The following is a 20,143-nucleotide window of genomic DNA, read 5'->3' as shown; positions in this document are numbered from 1 at the left end:
AAGATGACCTTTTTAGAAGCAAACCTAGATGGACTTGTTGCCATAATATTCATGGTAATGTTTGGTCCGCCCATTGTACTTGCCCTTATTGGCGTAATTGTAAAAAGCAAATCGCCCAAAGCAGCCAAAGTGCTGTTTATTTTGGCTGGTTTATATATGTTGATTGGCTTAGGAATTTGTGGGTCTATGATGATTTAGAGTTGTGAAGCAATGCGTCAATAAAGGTGTTTCTCAGTTTCTGATGCATAAACATTACGCATTACTAAATTTCACCACCCAAACAAAATAAGAAAGTGGATTTGCCAAAGACAAATCCACTTAATATTAACCAAAAAAAACACTTATGAAAAAACTTATTCTTTTGGGAAGAGATAAGCTTCTTTTGTAAAGGTAAAAAGTTTTTTAATAAAAAACAAGTTTTTTTTTATTTTATTCAACAGTAACCGATTTGGCTAAATTTCTAGGTTGATCTACGTTGGTACCGCGTAAAACAGCTACGTGATACGATAGTAATTGTAATGGAATAGTCGCAATAATTGAAGTTAAAGCCTCGGTTGAATGAGGCATTTCAATGATGTGATCTGCTAAATTGCGAACTTGTTGATCACCTTTTGATACCAATGCAATGATTTTTCCGCTGCGGGCTTTTATTTCTTGAATATTACTCACCACTTTATCGTAGTGGTTTTGCTGTGGCGCAATTACAATAACCGGCATGTTTTCATCGATCAAGGCAATTGGTCCGTGTTTCATTTCGGCAGCTGGATATCCTTCTGCATGAATGTATGAAATTTCCTTTAACTTTAAAGCACCTTCTAAAGCTACGGGGAAGTTGAAACCGCGACCTAAAAATAAGCAATTGGCTGCATCTTTATAGATATGTGCAATTTCCAAAATGCGATCATTTTCCAGCAAAGCTTCTTGTACTTTTTCAGGAATCAGTTCTAATTCTATTAAGTTTCTTAAATAATCGGGTTGCGACATGGTTCCTTTTGCTTTTGCCAAGCGCAATGCAATTAAAGCCAAAACGGTAATTTGTGTAGTGAAAGCTTTTGTTGACGCCACACCAATTTCAGGACCGGCGTGTGTGTAAGCACCTGCATGTGTTTCACGCGAAATAGACGATCCAACTACGTTACAAACACCAAATACAAACGCCCCTTTTTCTTTAGCTAATTTTATAGCAGCCAATGTATCAGCTGTTTCACCCGATTGTGAAATGGCAAGTACCACATCGTCTGTATGGATGATAGGGTTTCGGTATCTAAATTCTGATGCATATTCCACTTCCACAGGGATGCGTGCAAATTCTTCGATCATGTATTCTGCGACTTGTGCAGCGTGCCATGATGTGCCGCAAGCCACAATAATAATGCGTTTTGCGTTGATGAATTTTGCTAAGTTATCTTCAATTCCTGCCATTTTGATCAATCCTTGGTCGCTTAGTAAACGCCCGCGGAACGTGTCACGAATAACTTGTGGTTGTTCGTAAATTTCTTTTAACATGAAATGATCGTAACCTCCTTTTTCAATTTGCTCTAGGTTCAATTGCAACTCTTGAATATAAGGGCTTACTTCGCTGTCTGACTTAATTTTTCGGATTTTGATAGGTTTGTGTAAGCGAATAATTGCCATTTCTTCGTCTTTCAAATAAATCGCATTGTTGGTGTATTCAATAAACGGAGAAGCATCAGATGCCACAAAATATTCCCCTTCGCCAATACCAATTGCCAATGGACTGCCCAAACGAGCTGCTACAATTTCATTGGGCTTTTTAATATCCATCACACAAATTGCATAGGCACCAATCACTTGATTCAATGCTACTTGCACGGCTTTCCCTAACTTTAAGCCTTTGTTTCTTTGAATATCTTCGATAAGATTCACCAAAACTTCGGTGTCGGTATCCGATTTAAAGGTATAACCACGATTGATTAATTCTTGTTTTAATGGCTCATAATTTTCAATGATACCATTGTGAATAATCACCAACTCGCCTGAGTTTGAAAAGTGAGGATGAGAGTTTACATCGTTTGGCACGCCGTGTGTTGCCCAACGTGTATGACCAATTCCCATTGACCCTTTTAGAGTGTTTTCTGCTTGGGCTCTTTCTTCCAAATCAGAAACTTTGCCTTTGGTTTTGCTTGCTATGAATTGTTCGCCGTTAAACAATGCCACTCCGGCACTATCATATCCGCGGTATTCCAATCGCTTTAAACCTTTTATTATTATTGGATAAGCATCTTTTGTGCCTATATAACCTACAATGCCACACATAATTAATTTTCTTTAGTGTAATAAATTTCCAATCTCATTTTTAAATCGCTGTTTGATGCATTTGGCCCGTGAATAATTGTTCCAAACGGATTCATAGTAGCGGTTAAGGGTATTGTTTTTGTTGTAGCTTTTAATGGATTCATTGCTGTTAACGAAATATCGCTTGCAACAACCAATCCTAAAGGTACATTGGTAGAATCTTTTGTTATTAAATTGTTGATGTGATCTGTTATTCTAAATTGGTATTTGTGTACCGATTTGTTTGTTTTGTTTAAGAATCCACCAAAAATTGGTTTTCCTGTAGTTGATGTATCGCTTAAATAATCGGCAATTACTTTGTTGTTTTTGTAATCATACAAATACAATTGTTTAGGTACTGCGATGGTATCTAATCCCATTGCAGAATGATCCACATATAAGGTGAGCAATGCCTGATTCACCAACCATTTATTGTTGATAATGGTTTCTAATTCATCTGCTTTTCCGCTACCATCAGCGTCGTTTCCAAATAATGAAAGAGTTGCAAATGTGCTGTTTCCGCCGCCTTTTATCCACAGATTTCCTACCGAATTATTGTCTAGATCGAAATTGTTTTCTAATAAATTCACAGTAGTTGCTGTTATCGGAGTAGATTGTTTATCATCATAACCAATACGGAATTCATAGGTTTTGCGTTCGCGTTTTGGTTGATTGGTGTTGGCGTCTATTTCACCGTCTTGTTTATAAACAAAAACTACTTTTCCGCGGCTTAAGTTTAATTGTGCCAATGCGTTTTGGCTGAAATTATCTTCCACTTCAAAATACAACCCACGGAAATATTCTTTTAAAAGTCCGTTATTTAATAAGGATTTGTATTTATTGTTTGCAAAGAATTTTTCTTGAAAATAATTTTTGTCGAGATCTAACCAAACCCCTGGCGCTAAACGTTCTTTTACTTTTTGCTTACCATCCACCATTTGTGGGGTTCCGTCTGCATTATACGCATACAGTTTAATCTCGTTTTTGTTAAAAGCAAATTCGGTATTTTGTGCTGTATTGGTAGAATTGTTCAAACGATTGCTTCCAGCTAATCCTTTTTTATTTTGATCAAATATATTTTTTTCGTCAGCATAATAAAATTGTGTGTCAAAATTATTATTCGGGTCGGTTGTTCGCAGAAAGTATCCGTTTTCGTAAACATTCAAGGTGAATTTACCATTGCCATACACATCTGAAACATTAAACGAACGGTTGCCATCAGAATCGGTTGCAGAAACTGAACTGGTAAACGGAATATATACATACACCGAATCCAGCACCAGATTTTCACCAAACGATGTTAAATCGCTGTTGTTTTTCATTTCAATTTGCGTTACAAAGTGTGCTGTTGTTTTTCCAAATGCACTGTGAGTGTAAACGCCTAAATTGTTTACAGGCAAATTGCGGGTGTTGGCAATACCTGCTTCGCTGTTTGTAGTTTCAATATTTTGAACAAGGTATTTTTCAAAACCAAATTGGTCGCTGTCTATAACTTCAGCTCCCATTTCGGTAAAGTCTTGCTCGCACGAGATTGCCGTAACAGATAGTACCGAAAGTACTACAAATTGCGCGATCGATTTTCTTCTCATAAATGCACTAAATTAAACCTTTTGAAGATAAAATTCGGGATAAAAATCCTTCATTTTTTCTTTTGCGTTGAAAGGTAAGAAAGGTTTATTTGAACTTTGTATATAATTTGTTAAATCTTCTGAAATGTCTTCTGAAGAAATCACAATACCATCAGAGTGGTCAATAGCATTTTTCATGATATTGGTGTAAGTTGCATCCTTTAAGGCAGTAATATCTTTCTTGTTAAATTCATCAAAAGCCACTTTTTCAAACATGTTTTTTGATAATTTGCCTTCAAATCCAGATGAAAAAACAGATGTAATGATTTTTGTATCGGTGAAGATATCCTCATCATTATAATATTTTTTCATATAAAGCGGCAATAGAGATGCCATCCACCCTTGTACATGTATCACATCGGGTACCCAATTTAACTTTTTAATGGTTTCAACAACACCTTTCACAAAGAAAATTGCGCGTTCATCGTTATCCTCATACAATGTGTCCTCTTCATCGCCAAAAGTACCTTTGCGTTTAAAATAATCATCGTTATCAATAAAATAAACCTGAATGCGTTCTTTTGGTATCGAAGCAACTTTAATAATTAAAGGCATATCCATGTCATTAATAACCAAATTCATACCCGAAAGCCTAATCACTTCGTGCAATTGATGTCTTCTTTCATTGATGCTACCGTATCTTGGCATAAAAATACGGATTTGCCCGCCTAAATCATTAATCATTTTTGGAGTGTCGAACGAAGCTTGCGAAACTTCATTTTCAGGTAAATAAGGCACTACTTCAGATGATACATATAATATCCTCTTGTCTTTCATTCTTCTTTAATTAAATTTAAAATGCTTTTTAAAAAGCAAAATTACGAAAAAATGTGTTACGATGTTAAGGATTGTGCTAATTTTGCAAGCACTAAACTTTTTAAACCATGAAGGTATTTCATGCACAAAGCCAGTTATCACAGTACTTGCAACCCTTAAAACAAGCGTTGCAAACAATTGGTTTTGTTCCCACAATGGGTGCTTTGCACAAAGGGCATTTGTCTTTATTGCAACAAGCTTTGTCCGAAAACGATGTGACAGTGGTTAGTATTTTTGTTAATCCCACCCAATTCAACAATGCCGAAGATTTGGCAAAATATCCCCGAACTTTAGACAGAGATGTGGCGCTTTTAGAAACATTGTCGGATAAAATTATTGTTTACGCACCTAGTGTTGATGATATTTATGAAGGAAATACCGTAGCCAAAAGTTTTGATTATGATGGTTTAGACAATGAAATGGAAGGCAGCAACCGCCCGGGACATTTTAACGGCGTGGGAACCATTGTGAAGAAATTGTTTGAAATTGTGCAGCCCAACAATGCTTACTTTGGCGAGAAAGATTTTCAGCAGTTGCAAATCATCCGCAAAATGGTTGCAAAAAACATGATGGATATCAACGTGATTGGTTGCCCCATTTATCGCGAAGCAAATGGTTTGGCAATGAGCTCAAGAAACGAACGATTGTCTGCCCAAGCCAAAGAAAAAGCGGCGGTGATTTATAAAACACTCCAGACTGCAAAAAAACTCTTTGTTGAAAAAGATATTGTGCAAGCCGAACAATTTGTAAAAGAAACTTTTGCCAACGAAGCTGATTTTGACTTGGAATATTTTGTGATAGCAGATGAAGTTTCACTAAAAACCGCTACCCAGAAAACCGCCCATACAAAATATCGAGCTTTTATTGTGGTGCATGTTGAAGGTATTCGATTAATTGATAACATTGCATTAAATTAACCCGTAGTGCATTATATAAAAAGTTGCTCAAGATACAAAAAAGTAGTATATTGTATTGACTGACAATCAAATACAATCATGAGCAACTTAGAAGCAAGTTACAAATTAATTTTGAAGGAATTGCGGAAAATTTCGGAAAAAGAGAATTTATATTTTAAACCAATAAAGCCTAAACTATCTGATATTGAATTAATTAGTTTAATAATCTTGTCAGAATTTAAATCGATTGATTCTGAACATCAGCTATTTAGAGAAATTAAGGGTTTTGAAATTGAATCTAAAATTGAGCGAAGTGTTTACAACAGAAGAAAAAGAAAATTATTTCCATTTATCGAAGAAATCAGAATGAAAATGGTAAAAAAATTTAATGAGTTTGAAAACTATTTTGTGGTCGATAGTATGCCCTTGGAAGTGTGTAAAATAGCACGTTCTTCCAGAAGTAAAATATGTAAGGAGGTCGATTATGCCATTCCCAACAAGGGATTTTGTGCTTCACAAAATTTACATTTTTATGGCTATAAATTACACGCTGTTTGCTCAATTTCTGGTGTTTTTCAAAGTTTTGATTTATCTCCTGCCTCTGTCCACGATATTCATTATTTGCAGGATATAAGAAAGCAAATGTCTGATTGTGTTTTATTTGGAGATAAAGGTTATCTTTCACAAACCATTCAACTTGATTTATTTAACCAGGTCAATATCCAATTAGAAACTCCGAAAAGAAAAAATCAAAAAGGTTATAAACCTCAATTTTATCATTTCAAAAAATATAGAAAAAGAATTGAAACTCTGTTCTCACAATTGTGTGACCAATTTATGATTAGAAGAAATTACGCAAAGACCTTTGAAGGATTTAAAACAAGAATTCTGGCTAAAATTACAACACTGACAACTATTCAATATTTGAATAAATTTGTGTTTAATAGAAATATTAACAACCTAAAAATTAATCTCGTTTAATAATGCACCAGGGGTTAAATTAAAAATTTATAACTTTGCGCCATGCAAATAGAAGTTTTAAAATCTAAAATCCACCGTGTTAAAGTAACAGGTGCCGATTTGAATTATATTGGCAGTATTACGATTGATATTGCTTTAATGGAAGCTGCAAACATTATTGAAGGTGAAAAAGTAACCATTGTGAACATTAATAATGGCGAACGTTTTGAAACCTATGCCATTCCTGGTTCAAGAAACAGCGGCGAAATTACACTCAACGGACCTGCAGCGCGCCGGGTGCAAAAAGACGATATTATTATTGTAATCACCTATGCCTTGATGCCTTTTGAAGACGCCAAAACGTTTAAACCTTGGGTTATTTTTCCAAACGAAGAAAATAATTCACTGAAATAAACGCTTGAAGTCGCTAAAAAAAATACTAAATATTTCACTCCCACTTTTGCTGGGAGTTTTTTTGGTTTATTACGCCTACAACCAATTTACGCCTGCACAAATCACCGAAATGAAAAGCTATTTTGCATCTGCCGATTATCTTTACATTGGTTTGTCGTTGCTTTTTATGAAAATCAGCCATGCATCGCGTGCTTATCGGTGGAAGTATAGTTTGCAGTACATGGGTTATCAATCGGGTTTTTGGAATAATTTTATGGCGATTTCTGTTGGATACTTGTTAAACTTGACGATTCCCCGCTCGGGCGAACTATCTCGGGCAGCTGTTTTGCAGAAATACGATAACATTCCGTTCGATAAAGGTTTTGGAACCATCATTGCAGAGCGCATCATAGATTTGGTTTTTCTCTTGCTTTTTGTGGCCACCGCATTGCTGTTGCAATACAAACAGCTAACCGGTTTTATTGCACAGCAAATTCCAGTTAAGCAATTGGTTGTTATTGGTGGTGTTCTTGCAATAGTTGCAATTATTGGTTTGTATTTGCTTTATACATCCAATTGGAAAATCTTTGTTTTTATACGCAAAAAAATTACCGGATTGGTCGAAGGTATGTTGAGCATCTTTAAAATGCCGCACCGTATCCCGTTTCTTATTCACACACTCATTATTTGGATTGGTTTTGTACTCACCTTTTATTTTGGAACAAAAGCCTTGCCTGAAACCAGCGAAATATCGTTAGGAATTGTAATGGTTGCATTTGTAGTGGGCAGTTTAACCATTAGTTTTACCAACGGAGGTTTTGGAGCATTTCCATTACTTATTGCAAAAATATTAGCACTTTACGGCATCTCGTTAACCGCAGGAACTGCTTTCGGCTGGATTTTATGGACCACACAAACCGTTTTGGTAATTGTTTTAGGTGGTTTGTCTTTTTTATTGTTGCCGATTGTTAATAAGAATAAGTAAATTTAAGCCAACCGTTTTTTTTAATCCTTAATCATTTCGTCTTTTTCTTTAATACGTTCTTCGTATTGCTGTATTAATTTTTCAGAAAGTTGATTTATTTGAATATAACCACCGCCACCTTGTTGGTTGTTATTAATCACAATACTTTCGTTGCTTACTAATTCTTCAGGAGTAATTTCATAGGTTTCGCAGATTTTTTGGATATAGTTTGCCCAAGAATGACTTTCACCGCTTTCTATGCGCGCGTAAGCCGATTGTGATATATGTAATTTATCTGCCACTTGTTCTTGCGAAAAACCACGCTCTTTACGAAGTGTTTGCAACTTTTTGCCTATCATTGTATTCATTTTTTTTGGTATATTTGATTTTATATTTACACATGTAGAAAAAGTATTATGCAAAATTAGGGTAGTAATATGTTTTTTTTGCATTAGATTGTTGTTGGTTAACATATATTTTTGATTTTCATATAAATCATTTAAACATTAAAACATGAAAAAAGTATTGGCACTCTTTATGAGTTGCTCGTTGTTGTTTATGGGCTGTAGGCACGATGATCTGCTTGAAAACAACCAAAAACAAAGCCATGATGAGAACGGCTTACAGGGAAAAACATTTGTGTTAACACAAACAGAGTTAGAAGCAAAGTATGCAGGCAACAAAAGCTTGAACAATATTTTGCAGAAAGAATTTAAAACAGAAGACGGTTTAGTTAAAACCAATTCTGTGGATGAAGCACAAAATGGTGTGTATATTGATTTAGACCATGTACAGGTTTTTGAATCGGATCAAATGCATGCCATTACTTATTACGTAGAAATTGGTGAGCAAACAGAAACTGAAGAACCACAGGAAATGTACAACCTAATGTATTTTTCTACAGATTATGAAAACTATCATGTGATCTTGTACAAATATGATTTCAGCCAGATTCCGTTACAACACTTTGTTTCACACCCGGAATTAACAATAAACGTTTTAGGCTTTATTCCGTTGAACGATATTGAAAATATTTATGAAAACATACAACAAAGCACTTCTCAAGCTGCGAAGAGTACTTCATCAGTATCAACAAATAACTATGTTTCTGTATACTATCAATTTATAAATTTGTCGGATTGTGCTAAAATGGTCGTAGTAGAAGGGCAACCATGTAAGGGTTCTGGTAATCCAAAACATAATTATGGAGAACAATGCGGAATGAGTGGTAATGATAGAGCTACACCAGGCTATAGCTATATGGACTTTTCTGGCTGTGGAGGAGGTTCAGGAGGTTCAGGAGGTTCAGGAGGTTCAAGCGGTGGCGGCTCTGTTGGATCACCTGGTGCTGGTGGAAACCCTGGTGGCGAAGGTTCAATACCTACTAACCCTATTTGGAGTAACCCTATTAAAAGTCCTGGTAACATTTTTGCTATTGGTCAGCTTATTGGTGGTATTAATATTGGAAATCCCAACAAAAATTTAGAAGTTTTAAAAGCTTTGGTTGAAAACAATTTATCAACCATACAAGACTTGTACAGCAAAGCTAGTGGTACACGAGAACATGGAAATGCTTTTAGTAAGATAAAACTAAACGGCAAATATGTACCTTTAGCAAATCAAACACCATTGCAATTAGCCAATAGCTCAGATTCGCAATTAGATATTGATTCCGCACTTGAAAAGCCAGCTAATACGGGTATTTTGCACACGCATACAAACAAGCATACAATAATTTACATAAACGGTGAACCAACAATTGGTAACCCAATGTTTTCGGGTACAGACTTACGAGCTTTGTTTCTTTTAACTCTCCGTAACGCACAAAACGATAAACAAATAGCAGAATGCTTTTTTGGTTTAATAACAAGTGAAAGCTTGTATGTGGTTATGTTTCCAAGCGATGCTACAGCCCAAAATTTCACATCTAAATATGGTAAGCTTCTGGCTAATATGAGAGTTAATGAAGAGTTGTGGAAAAATGTAGAAGAAGATTTGAAAGATGAATTCGAAGATATTACTACTTCTACTGATACCGATCCTGTAAAAGCAAAAAGGTATGAAAAAGTATTGTTAAAAGTTTTAAAGAAACACAACCTACCTTTAAACTTTTACCGATTAGATGCCAACAACGGCTTATTTAATGGTAATTGGAAATTACTAACATTAGATACAGGTGGAAACGTAACAGAAAATCTAGTACTTTAAAAATTAAAATTATGAAAAAATATATAGTAATATTGTGTAGCTTTTTTGTATTAAACAGCTTTGCACAACAATTTATAATAACTGACAAATTTGATTATACCAATAATGTAGAAAGACAAAGCAATGGTTATTATTATAAAGATGTAACGGGTTATTTTAACCAGTTTGTTGGCACTTGGAAATACCAAAATGGCACCACCACCTATTATTTAAAATTTGAAAAACGCACTTTTACAGAGAGTTACCCTCATGTAAATACAACTTACAAACAAGATGAATTAATTGGTGCTTTACGAATTATAAAAAATGGTACAGTGGTTTACGATGATATTTATACATTAAACCAAAATTTTACCGATGTGGTAAAGTATAACATTTACTCAGTAATTAGAGCACAAAATTTTAACGATTGTTATATGTGTACCTATCCAAGGCAACGTTTGTATTTAAGATATAGTGAACAGAATAATGATAATTTTGCTTATACTCTTTTAGGAATGTTGATTCATACCTATAACGATAATGGGGTTACGAAATTGCGTTTAAATTTCCGTTCAGATCAGGTGAACCCTAGTGCTTTTTTAAAAATTGGCGATTTCCAATCTGCACCTACAAAAACCAGTTTATTTATGGATTTTGGCACTTTTGATTTTGTAAAACATTAGCTAATAAAAGCCCTTTTTTGGGCTTTTACTTTCTTCATTTTATGAAAAAATATATAGTAATATTGTGTAGCTTTTTTGTATTAAACAGCTTTGCACAACAATTTATAATAACTGACAAATTTGACTATACCAATAATGTTAAGAGAAGAAGTAACGGCTATTATTATAAAGATGTAACGGGTTATTTTAACCAGTTTGTTGGTACTTGGAAATACCAAAATGGCACCACCACCTATTATCTAAAGTTTGAAAAACGCACTTTTACAGAGAGTTACCCTCATGTAAATAAAACTTACAAGCAAGATGAATTAATTGGTGCTTTACGAATTATAAAAAATGGTACAGTGGTTTATGATGATATTTATACTTTAAACAAAAATTTTACCGATGTGGTAAAGTATAATATTCACTCAGTAATTAGAGTAGAAAATTTTAACGTTTGTTATATGTGTACCTATCCAGAACAACGTTTGTATTTAAGATATAGTGAACAAAATAATGATAATTTTGCTTATACTCTTTTAGGAATGTTGATTCATACCTATAACGATAATGGGGTTACGAAATTGCGTTTAAATTTCCGTTCAGATCAGGTGAACCCTAGTGCTTTTTTAAAAATTGGCGATTTTCAATCTGCACCTATAAAAACCAGTTTATTTATGGATTTTGGTACTTTTGATTTTGTAAAACATTAGCGAATAAAAAGCCCTTTTTGGGCTTTTACTTTCTTCATTTTATGAAAAAATATATAGTAATATTGTGTAGCTTTTTTGTATTAAACAGCTTTGCACAACAATTTATAACAACCGATAAGTTTGATTATAGTGATAATATAGAATGGGGAGTTAACGGTTATTATTATAAAGATGTAACGGGTTATTTTAACCAGTTTGTTGGTACTTGGAAATACCAAAATGGCACCACCACCTATTATTTAAAATTTGAAAAGCGTACTTTTACAAGAAATTACCCTCATGTAAATAAAACTTTTAAAGAAGATGAATTAATTGGTGCTTTACGAATTATAAAAAATGGTACAGTGGTTTACGATGATATTTATACTTTAAACCAAAATTTTACAGATGTGGTAAAGTATAACATTCACTCAGTAATTAGAGTAGAAAATTTTAACGATTGTTATATGTGTACCTATCCAGAACAACGTTTGTATTTAAGATATAGTGAACAGAATAATGATAATTTTGCTTATACTCTTTTAGGAATGTTGATTCATACCTATAACGATAATGGGGTTACAAAATTGCGTTTAAATTTCCGTTCAGATCAGGTGAACCCTAGTGCTTTTTTAAAAATTGGCGATTTCCAATCTGCACCTACAAAAACCAGTTTATTTATGGATTTTGGCACTTTTGATTTTGTAAAACATTAGCGAATAAAAGCCCATCTTCTAACACCCCCATTATTTGGGGCTTTTGTTTATTTTTAAAATTCTTAAAATACTCAACCACCTCTCGTCAAAATCTGTCGTTAACAAACCTAAATAATTCGTAAATTCGTTTTTTAATAGTTTTAAGTTTGCGCTTATAGCTTACGGCTTAAAACTTAAAGCTAAAAAAAAATGGCAAAAGTAAAAACAGCATTTTTCTGCTCATCTTGTGGCACGCAATTTTCTAAATGGTTGGGGCAATGTACCGCTTGTAAACAGTGGAATACAATTGTGGAAGAAGTAATTCAGAAAGAAGAAAAAGTGGCATGGCAAACCAAATCTTCAGCAGGAATTAAACGCGCAGCAAAACCATTGTTGATCAATGAAATAGACAGCACCCAAGAAATTCGTTTAAACACTTTAGACCAAGAATTAAACCGGGTTTTAGGCGGGGGAATTGTTCCCGGATCTATGATTTTATTGGGCGGTGAACCCGGCATTGGTAAAAGTACTTTGCTTTTGCAATTGTCGTTAAAATTGCCTTATAAAGTGTTGTATGTTTCGGGAGAAGAAAGCCAAAAACAAATAAAAATGCGTGCCGAACGCATCAATCCAAACAACAATTCGTGTTATATTTTAACCGAAACCAATACCCAAAATATTTTTAAGCAGGTAGAAGAAATCGAACCCGATGTATTGATTATCGATTCGATCCAAACCTTGCATACCGATTATATCGAAGCTTCGGCTGGTAGCATTTCTCAGATAAAAGAAACCACTGCCGAACTGATTAAGTTTGCAAAAGAAACATCAACGCCGGTTATTTTGATCGGTCATATCACGAAAGATGGAAACATTGCCGGACCCAAAATTCTAGAACACATGGTGGATACCGTACTGCAGTTTGAAGGCGACCGCAATCATGTGTACCGAATTCTTCGTGCCTTAAAAAACCGTTTTGGATCTACAGCCGAATTGGGAATTTACGAAATGTTAGGATCGGGTTTACGTGAAGTATCGAATCCGTCTGAAATATTATTATCAAACAGAGAAGAAGAGTTATCGGGAACGGCGATTGCATCAACTTTAGAAGGCATGCGTCCATTAATGATTGAAATTCAAGCATTGGTAAGCACTGCGGTTTACGGTACACCACAGCGCAGCGCCACTGGTTACAACTTAAAACGCTTGAACATGATTTTGGCAGTATTGGAAAAGCGGGCGGGTTTTCGTTTAGGAATGAAAGATGTGTTTTTAAACATTACCGGTGGAATTTCGGTTGATGATCCAGCGATTGATTTAGCTGTTGTGGCTTCCATTTTATCATCAAACGAAGACGATGCTATTTCAAAAGACATTTGTTTTGCAGGCGAAGTAGGTTTGTCTGGCGAAATTCGACCGGTAAACCGGGTAGATCAACGCATTCAGGAAGCCGAAAAATTAGGCTTTGCTAAAATATTTGTATCAAAATATAACAAAATCACCTATTCATCAAAAAACATACAAATAGTATTGGTATCTAAAATAGAAGAGCTGGTTTCGGCATTGTTTTAATGATTTAATTACTCTTTTTAAACGATTTTATCCTGCAAGGTTTTAAAAACCTTGTAGGTATTTTTTGCAGTTCTATCTATACAAAGGTTTTAAGATCAATTAAAAAAATAAAAATATTTGCTACCTTGTCCCAACTTTTTGCGTGTTTTAATACTCTTTATATGTAAAGAAGCATCCTTAAAAACGAATTATTCAATTAATTAAATGTTGTTTATGAAAAATATATTATTTCCTGCTGCTATCGTTTTCAGTATAACGGCAAATGCACAAAAACCTGTTTTTACGCAGGCACAAATACAATCGGCTCGTGTGTACAACAATGCTGCAGAGCTAAAACACAAAGCATCAGTTCAAATTCCGTCGGGCACGTCAGAAATTGTAATTACCAACGTAGCCAATTACTTAAACGAAAGTACGGTGCAAATTGGTGTGCCAAAAAACGTAACGGTTATGTCGGTTCAGTTTACAAATGCCTATGTGGAAGAGTACGATAATAATCAGGATTCGCCTTTGGTAAAACCGGTAAAAGAAGAAATTGCAAAGAAAGAAACCGAGCTTAAATCGCTACAAAATCAATTAACTGCCGAACGAAAAGGTGTGGAACTGTTGGATAAAAATCAGTCAATGAGCAACGCACAGAATTTTTCGGTAGCTGAATTAACCAAATTGTTAGATTTCTACAAAACCAAACGTACCGAGCTTTCTAATTCGATCAACAAATTAGAAAATCAAGAAAAAGTATTGTTTGAAGAGTTGAATATATTAAAAGGAAAATTAACCTTTAACGAAACCACAAGCGAAAAAACCAGTCAAGGTAAATTAATTGTGAATGTAATGAGCAGCACCGCAGGAACCATTCCATTAGAAGTTTCGTATTTAACAAATCAGGCAACGTGGCAACCAAGCTACGAAATGCGTATCGATAAAATTAACGAACCTATACAAATGCTGTACAAAGCACAGGTTCAGCAACATACGGGTGTCGATTGGAAAAACGTAAAACTATCCTTAACCAGCGGACCTGCCAATCAAAATACCTTTGCACCCCAACTGCAACCTTGGTTTTTAGATTATTATTATCCGAATGCTTATCGAAATAGAGAAATGGAAGAAGCTTCGGTAGCATCAGTAACCTCTAAAAGAATTGAGGGTAGACCAAATGCCGATATGATTCAAACGCTACAAGGACAAGTTCCTGGTTTGAATATTCAGACAGGAGTGGGACAACCTGGAGTTGGTCAATCTACAATGGATGATTACACCCAAATAAACGAATCACAATTAAACATTACCTTTGATATTGATATTCCGTACACTATTTTAAGCAACGGCAAACAACACAGCGTAGCTTTGAAGGATACGCAGTTGCCGGCAACGTACAGTTATATTACTACTCCAAAATTAGATACCAATGCCTATTTAATTGCAAAAGTGAAAAATTACGGCGACTACAATATTTTACCGGGCGAAGCCAATGTGGTGTTTGAAGGAATGTACGTTGGTAAAACCTATGTAAACGCCAATGCCAACGAAGATGAACTGCGATTGAGTTTAGGTAAAGATCAAAACATATCGGTTAACAGAACCATGATTAACGATAAATCGGGTGCCAAAACATTTTCATCACGTAAAGTACAAGATTTTGTTTATGAAATTTCGGTTCGGAACAATAAAAAAGAAAGTATTAGTATTATTGTAGAAGATCAAATACCAATAAGCAGTAATACCGATATCGAAATTACCTTAACAGATAAAGATGGTGCAACCACAGACACCGAGAAAGGCAAACTTACTTGGGAAATAAACCTAAAACCAAACGAAACAAAGAAAATACGCTTTGGTTATGAAGTGAAGTACGCAAAAGATAAAACCTTGAATTTTTAAATGAATTTTCCTCCTTTTTTTTAGTTGAAAGGGGGAATTTTAATTTTTTTTAGAAAAAAAACATTAAATAAATATTTTCTTCATAATTTTTTTTCATATTTTTACTCTTAACAAAATATTAAGAACCTAAAATAATTATTAATTTTAAAAATGTGAAAAATGCAAAAAAATACTTTATTGCCCGTTTTTAAACGTATTTCGGATGCGTTCGTTGCATTGCTTATATTTTTTTCGATCTTTAACGGTTACTCACAAACAGTGACAATTGGATCAGGAACAAGTAGCAATTCATCAACTGGATATCCCGCAGTATTTGCCAATTATTATTATGGCAATAAAATTCAAATTTTATATGAAGCAGCTGAAATTTCATCAGCAGGAGCCACGGCAAACTCTTACATAAATAGTGTGGCCTTTAATGTTACTGCTTTAAATTCGGTACCTGTCTTGAGTAATGTAAACGTGAAAGTTTATACTACAAGTAAAGCCGATCCATTGTCTAGCGATGCTTTTTTTGATGGTGCAAATGCTTCAGGAACATTTGGTCCTTATACCACAACTACTGGTTGGAATACCTTTACTTTTAGCACACCTATCTTGTGGAACGGTTGTGATAATATCGTTGTAGAATTTTGTGCTCAAAATACAAATTGGGTAAATAATGGAAACGCATCATCTACTTATACAAGCATGACGGGAACAAAGACATTTGTTAGATACTATAGAGATGATGTAACTACAGTTTGTAGTTCTTTATCCGGACCAAGCACTTCTATGGATCGTCCCAATGCACAATTTGGATTTACAACTAATACTGCAAATTGTGGTTATGTGTGTAATTTTAGTGCAGTTGCATCTTCTTCCACTGCAATAGACTTGTCGTGGACGGGAACCGGTGCTTCTTACATAATTGAATATGGATTGAAAGGATTTGTTCTAGGAACAGGAACTTCTATCACTACTACTAATTTAACACAAGCGTTATCTACTTTAACTGCTAATACAGAATATGATATTTATATTCAACAAGTTTGCACAACCGGCCCAAGTGCAGCTTTTTATGGACCAGTACGTGCAAGAACTTTATGTGGAATAACAGGTAACTTTTTTGAAGGATTTGAAACAACACCAACTGCCAATTGGACATCAGGACCATTACCAGAGTGTTGGTCTCGCGTTTACACCATATCAAATACATGGTCGTATTCAGGAGCTAGTTCTTATATTGCAAAAACAGGTAACAATAGTTTCGGTATTTCAAGAGATATTGGTACGGGTGATTTCTTAATTATTTCTCCTGAAACGGATAACTTAGGAAATGGTGCAAAACAGATTCGCTTTTCTGCTTATCTTGATTATTTTTACCCGAATGCCCCACAAATTGATGTTTATAGAATCAATGGAAATACTTCGACAGCAACTAAAACATTGATACAGAGTATTACTTTATCATCTGCAAGTCCAGGATGGGAAACTTTTACAATTCCATTACCTATTACAACAGATGATTACTTTGCTTTTTCATTTCCAGAAGTTTCTGGTTCGGGCTACGCACAATTTTATATAGACGATGTGTATTATGAAGATATACCAGCACCAACAGTAGCTACCACACAATCTAATAATGTTTGTTTTGGTGGAACTACGGGAATGGCATCAGTTGTAGTAACCGGCGGCGCAGCTCCTATAACCTATTTATGGAATACCGGAGATACCACCCCAACTTTAACAGGATTGGCCGCAGGTACTTACACCGTAACAGTAACCGATGGATTAAGCCGCACGGCTACCGAGACAGTTACTATCACCGAGCCTGATGTTTTAGTTTCAAACGCAGTTGTAAACAACATTAGTTGTAATGGCTTAAACGATGCAACGATAAACATTGCACCAACCGGCGGAACATTCCCATATACCTATCTATGGAGTACCGGCGATACCGGAACCAGTTTAAGCAATTTAACACCTGGTACCTATACGTTAACCATTACCGATCTGAACAATTGTACCGCAACAGAAGATTTTGTTATCACAGAACCTACTGTTTTGGTAGCAACAAACGCTGCACAAACCGACGTTTCAATGTTTGGAGGTAATGACGGTGCAGCAACTGTGGCGGCAAGTGGCGGAACAGCACCATATACTTATATGTGGAGCAATGGAGCAACCACAGCAGCAATCACAAACTTAACCGCAGGAACATACACTGCAACAGTAACCGATGCAAATGGTTGTACCGCAACAGAAGATTTTGTTATCACACAACCTATCCCATTGATGGTTCAGTCTGTATCTCAAACCAACGTAAGTTGTAATGGCGGATCAGACGCAAGCGCAAGCATCGTAGCAATAGGCGGAAATGCACCTTACACCTACCAATGGTCACCAAGTGGAGGAACTGCTGCTACCGCAACAGGATTATCGGCAGGTACGTATAGTGTGTTAGTAACCGACCACACAGGAAACACCATCACCGAGAACTTTACCATCACCGAGCCTGACGCTTTAATAGCTACTATTTCGCAGTCAACCGATATTACATGTAATGCGGCAAGCGACGGAACAGCTACAGTAAGCGTAGCAGGCGGAACGGCACCATATACGTACTTATGGTCAAACGGAATGATGAACAATATGGCAACCAACTTAAATGTGGGTAACTATACGGTAAGCATCACCGATGCCAACGGATGTAAAACAACCGCAAGTGTTTCTATCGCACAGCCAACGGCATTGGCAATCACTGGAACAGCAACAAACATAAGTTGTTTCGGACAAAACGATGGAGCGATTACTGTTTCAGCAAGTGGTGCTGTAGCACCTTATAGCTATTCATGGTCAAATGGTCAAAGTGGTACCAGTTTAAGTAATTTATCATCAGGAACTTATACGGTAACCATTACAGATGCGAACGGGTGTTCTAAAACAGAAACATACACTATCGTAGAGCCTGCGTTTGTGCACCCTCCGGTAGCAGTAAACCAAAGTTTCTGTATTGGTCAAAATGCAACGCTAGCAGATGTTGTAATCACCGGAAGTACTATCAAATGGTACAGTGCTTCAACAGGAGGTGTGTTGTTGCCTGCAACAACCGTATTAACAAATGGTACTACTTACTATGCTTCACAAACCGTTGGAACATGCGAAAGCAGTACACGTACGGCAGTTCAAATTACTTTGAACCAAGGAACTCCATTAACCACCACACAGTTAAATGTGTGCAGCAACACCCGTGTGCAAAACATGACCATAGACGGGTTCAATTACACCCAATTGAAATGGTACAGCAGCCCAACAAGTACTTCGCAGTTACCAGCAAGCCAATTATTGGCAACGGGAACATATTACATTAGCTCGTTAACAGGAACGTGTGAGTCACCACGCCAAGCAGTACAAGTAACGGTAGCGGCAGCAGTGCCTGCACCAACGGCAACGGCTCAAACAGTATGTGGCAACAGCACATTGAACGACTTAGTAGTAGGAAAAGATCCTTCTGCAAGCTTAAACTGGTACAGTTCATTACAATCAATGATTCCATTGTCAGGCACTACACAAGTATCAAACGGTACTTACTATGTGCAGCAAGTTATTGGAAACTGTGAATCGGTACGCGTAGCTGTTCCTGTTCAAGTAGTAAATGTTACCGCACCAACGATGACCTCTATCACAACCTGTGATGGCACGCAGATTGGTGATTTGAACACCGCTGCAATCAGTTATTTATGGTACACCGACAATGTAAGTACAACGCCTTTGGCAGACACTTTTGTGATTACCTCAGGAACCTATTACATTGCCCAAGAAAATTCGGGATGTATTTCCGCAAGAACGCAAGTATCTGTAAATGTAGGCGCACGTCCAAACAGCCCAACAGGTCAAACCACACAAGGTTTCTCTTTTGCAGCTAAAGTATCTGATTTAATAATGAACCAACCAAATGTACGCTGGTTTGCAAGCTATGATGATGCCTTAGATCAAGTAGGACAGTTATCACCTAGTGCACCATTGCAAAATGGAGCTACTTACTACGGAATTTTGGTAAGTAATAATGGATGTGGTAGTTATCCAACAGCCGTTACGGTAGAAGTTACCGTAAGCACGCAAGAGTTAGATTTAACTCAGTTGAAATACTATCCAAACCCGGTTGATAGCGCGTTGCATATTAGCTACAACGAAGCTATTACCAAAGTAGAAGTGTTTACCCTAACCGGGCAAAAAGTGATGAGCAATGAGTTCAATGCTATTGAAGTAACCACCGATTTATCGCGCCTAAGTTCAGGCACATATTTAGTGAAGGTTGAAACTGCAAAAGCATCACAATTCATAAAAGTGGTAAAACGATAAGTTTATCGCCATAATAGCAAAAGTTAAAACATTATGTTTTAAGCAAACAAAGCGGGGAAAAATCCCTGCTTTTTTGTTTTTACAAAAAATGAACAATTCGTATTTAATAATGCTAAAAAACCATTTTTTTGTTAAAAAATCATTTAAAG

General features: G+C 35.8%; 16 protein-coding genes. 12 read left to right on the top strand and 4 right to left on the bottom strand.

The annotated features are described in order from the left end of the window. Positions 1-3: 3 nt before the first annotated feature. Positions 4-198, top strand: coding sequence for a hypothetical protein (locus MG290_RS08680; protein ID WP_264560929.1), 195 nt, complete (start codon positions 4-6; stop codon positions 196-198). Between the two features lie 231 nt (positions 199-429). Here the strand turns inward: MG290_RS08680 and glmS are convergent, their stop codons facing one another. From glmS to MG290_RS08665, 3 genes are read right to left on the bottom strand one after another with little or no spacing between them, the layout of a single operon-like run. Beyond that, complete coding sequence (gene glmS, locus MG290_RS08675; protein WP_264560928.1) at positions 430-2,277, bottom strand: glutamine--fructose-6-phosphate transaminase (isomerizing); 1,848 nt, start codon at positions 2,275-2,277, stop codon at positions 430-432. A gap of 2 nt (positions 2,278-2,279) precedes the next feature. Beyond that, positions 2,280-3,884: a DUF4270 domain-containing protein gene (locus MG290_RS08670; protein ID WP_264560927.1), complete on the bottom strand. Its 1,605-nt coding sequence runs from the start codon at positions 3,882-3,884 to the stop codon at positions 2,280-2,282. Positions 3,885-3,896: 12 nt separating this feature from the next. Continuing rightward, positions 3,897-4,700 (bottom strand): glycogen/starch synthase, encoded by an 804-nt coding sequence (locus MG290_RS08665; RefSeq protein ID WP_264560926.1) that lies wholly within the window; start codon positions 4,698-4,700, stop codon positions 3,897-3,899. A 107-nt stretch (positions 4,701-4,807) separates the two neighbouring features. On the opposite strand from MG290_RS08665, the gene panC reads away from it, so the two are divergent. The 4 genes from panC (at position 4,808) to MG290_RS08645 (ending at position 7,973) form a co-directional block, all read left to right on the top strand. Then, entirely contained in the window at positions 4,808-5,656 is an 849-nt protein-coding gene (gene panC / locus MG290_RS08660; RefSeq protein WP_264560925.1) for a pantoate--beta-alanine ligase, read from the top strand. Between the two features lie 78 nt (positions 5,657-5,734). Further along, a complete protein-coding gene (locus MG290_RS08655) occupies positions 5,735-6,616 on the top strand; it encodes an IS982 family transposase (protein ID WP_264560924.1) in 882 nt (293 codons plus the stop codon). Positions 6,617-6,658: 42 nt separating this feature from the next. Continuing rightward, the gene (gene panD, locus MG290_RS08650) at positions 6,659-7,009 is read left to right on the top strand and encodes an aspartate 1-decarboxylase (protein ID WP_264560923.1); all 351 of its coding nucleotides are present in this window, start codon (positions 6,659-6,661) and stop codon (positions 7,007-7,009) included. A gap of 46 nt (positions 7,010-7,055) precedes the next feature. Further along, the gene (locus MG290_RS08645; RefSeq protein WP_264560922.1) at positions 7,056-7,973 is read left to right on the top strand and encodes a lysylphosphatidylglycerol synthase transmembrane domain-containing protein; all 918 of its coding nucleotides are present in this window, start codon (positions 7,056-7,058) and stop codon (positions 7,971-7,973) included. Positions 7,974-7,993: 20 nt separating this feature from the next. Here MG290_RS08645 and MG290_RS08640 read toward each other — a convergent pair whose 3' ends face one another. Next, entirely contained in the window at positions 7,994-8,320 is a 327-nt protein-coding gene (locus MG290_RS08640) for a helix-turn-helix domain-containing protein (protein WP_264560921.1), read from the bottom strand. 145 nt (positions 8,321-8,465) lie between these two features. Here MG290_RS08640 and MG290_RS08635 point away from each other — a divergent pair, with 145 nt between their 5' ends. From MG290_RS08635 to MG290_RS08605, 7 genes are all read left to right on the top strand, one after another. Further along, a complete protein-coding gene (locus MG290_RS08635; RefSeq protein WP_264560920.1) occupies positions 8,466-10,160 on the top strand; it encodes a hypothetical protein in 1,695 nt (564 codons plus the stop codon). An 11-nt stretch (positions 10,161-10,171) separates the two neighbouring features. Next, positions 10,172-10,825 (top strand): DUF6705 family protein, encoded by a 654-nt coding sequence (locus MG290_RS08630; RefSeq protein WP_264560919.1) that lies wholly within the window; start codon positions 10,172-10,174, stop codon positions 10,823-10,825. Between the two features lie 41 nt (positions 10,826-10,866). Next, positions 10,867-11,520 carry a DUF6705 family protein gene (locus tag MG290_RS08625; RefSeq protein WP_264560918.1) on the top strand — a complete coding sequence of 218 codons (654 nt, stop codon included), beginning with the start codon at positions 10,867-10,869 and terminating at the stop codon, positions 11,518-11,520. 41 nt (positions 11,521-11,561) lie between these two features. Continuing rightward, the gene (locus MG290_RS08620; protein ID WP_264560917.1) at positions 11,562-12,215 is read left to right on the top strand and encodes a DUF6705 family protein; all 654 of its coding nucleotides are present in this window, start codon (positions 11,562-11,564) and stop codon (positions 12,213-12,215) included. 189 nt (positions 12,216-12,404) lie between these two features. Next, positions 12,405-13,766: a DNA repair protein RadA gene (radA, locus tag MG290_RS08615; RefSeq protein WP_264560916.1), complete on the top strand. Its 1,362-nt coding sequence runs from the start codon at positions 12,405-12,407 to the stop codon at positions 13,764-13,766. A gap of 213 nt (positions 13,767-13,979) precedes the next feature. Beyond that, positions 13,980-15,650 (top strand): DUF4139 domain-containing protein, encoded by a 1,671-nt coding sequence (locus MG290_RS08610; RefSeq protein ID WP_264560915.1) that lies wholly within the window; start codon positions 13,980-13,982, stop codon positions 15,648-15,650. Between the two features lie 159 nt (positions 15,651-15,809). Beyond that, the gene (locus MG290_RS08605) at positions 15,810-19,994 is read left to right on the top strand and encodes an Ig-like domain-containing protein (RefSeq protein ID WP_264560914.1); all 4,185 of its coding nucleotides are present in this window, start codon (positions 15,810-15,812) and stop codon (positions 19,992-19,994) included. The last annotated feature ends 149 nt before the right edge of the window (positions 19,995-20,143 follow it).

Source organism: Flavobacterium sp. CBA20B-1, from assembly GCF_028473145.1.
In the GTDB taxonomy this organism is placed as follows: Bacteria; Bacteroidota; Bacteroidia; order Flavobacteriales; family Flavobacteriaceae; genus Flavobacterium.
This window is presented reverse-complemented; position numbering and strand designations above follow the sequence as displayed.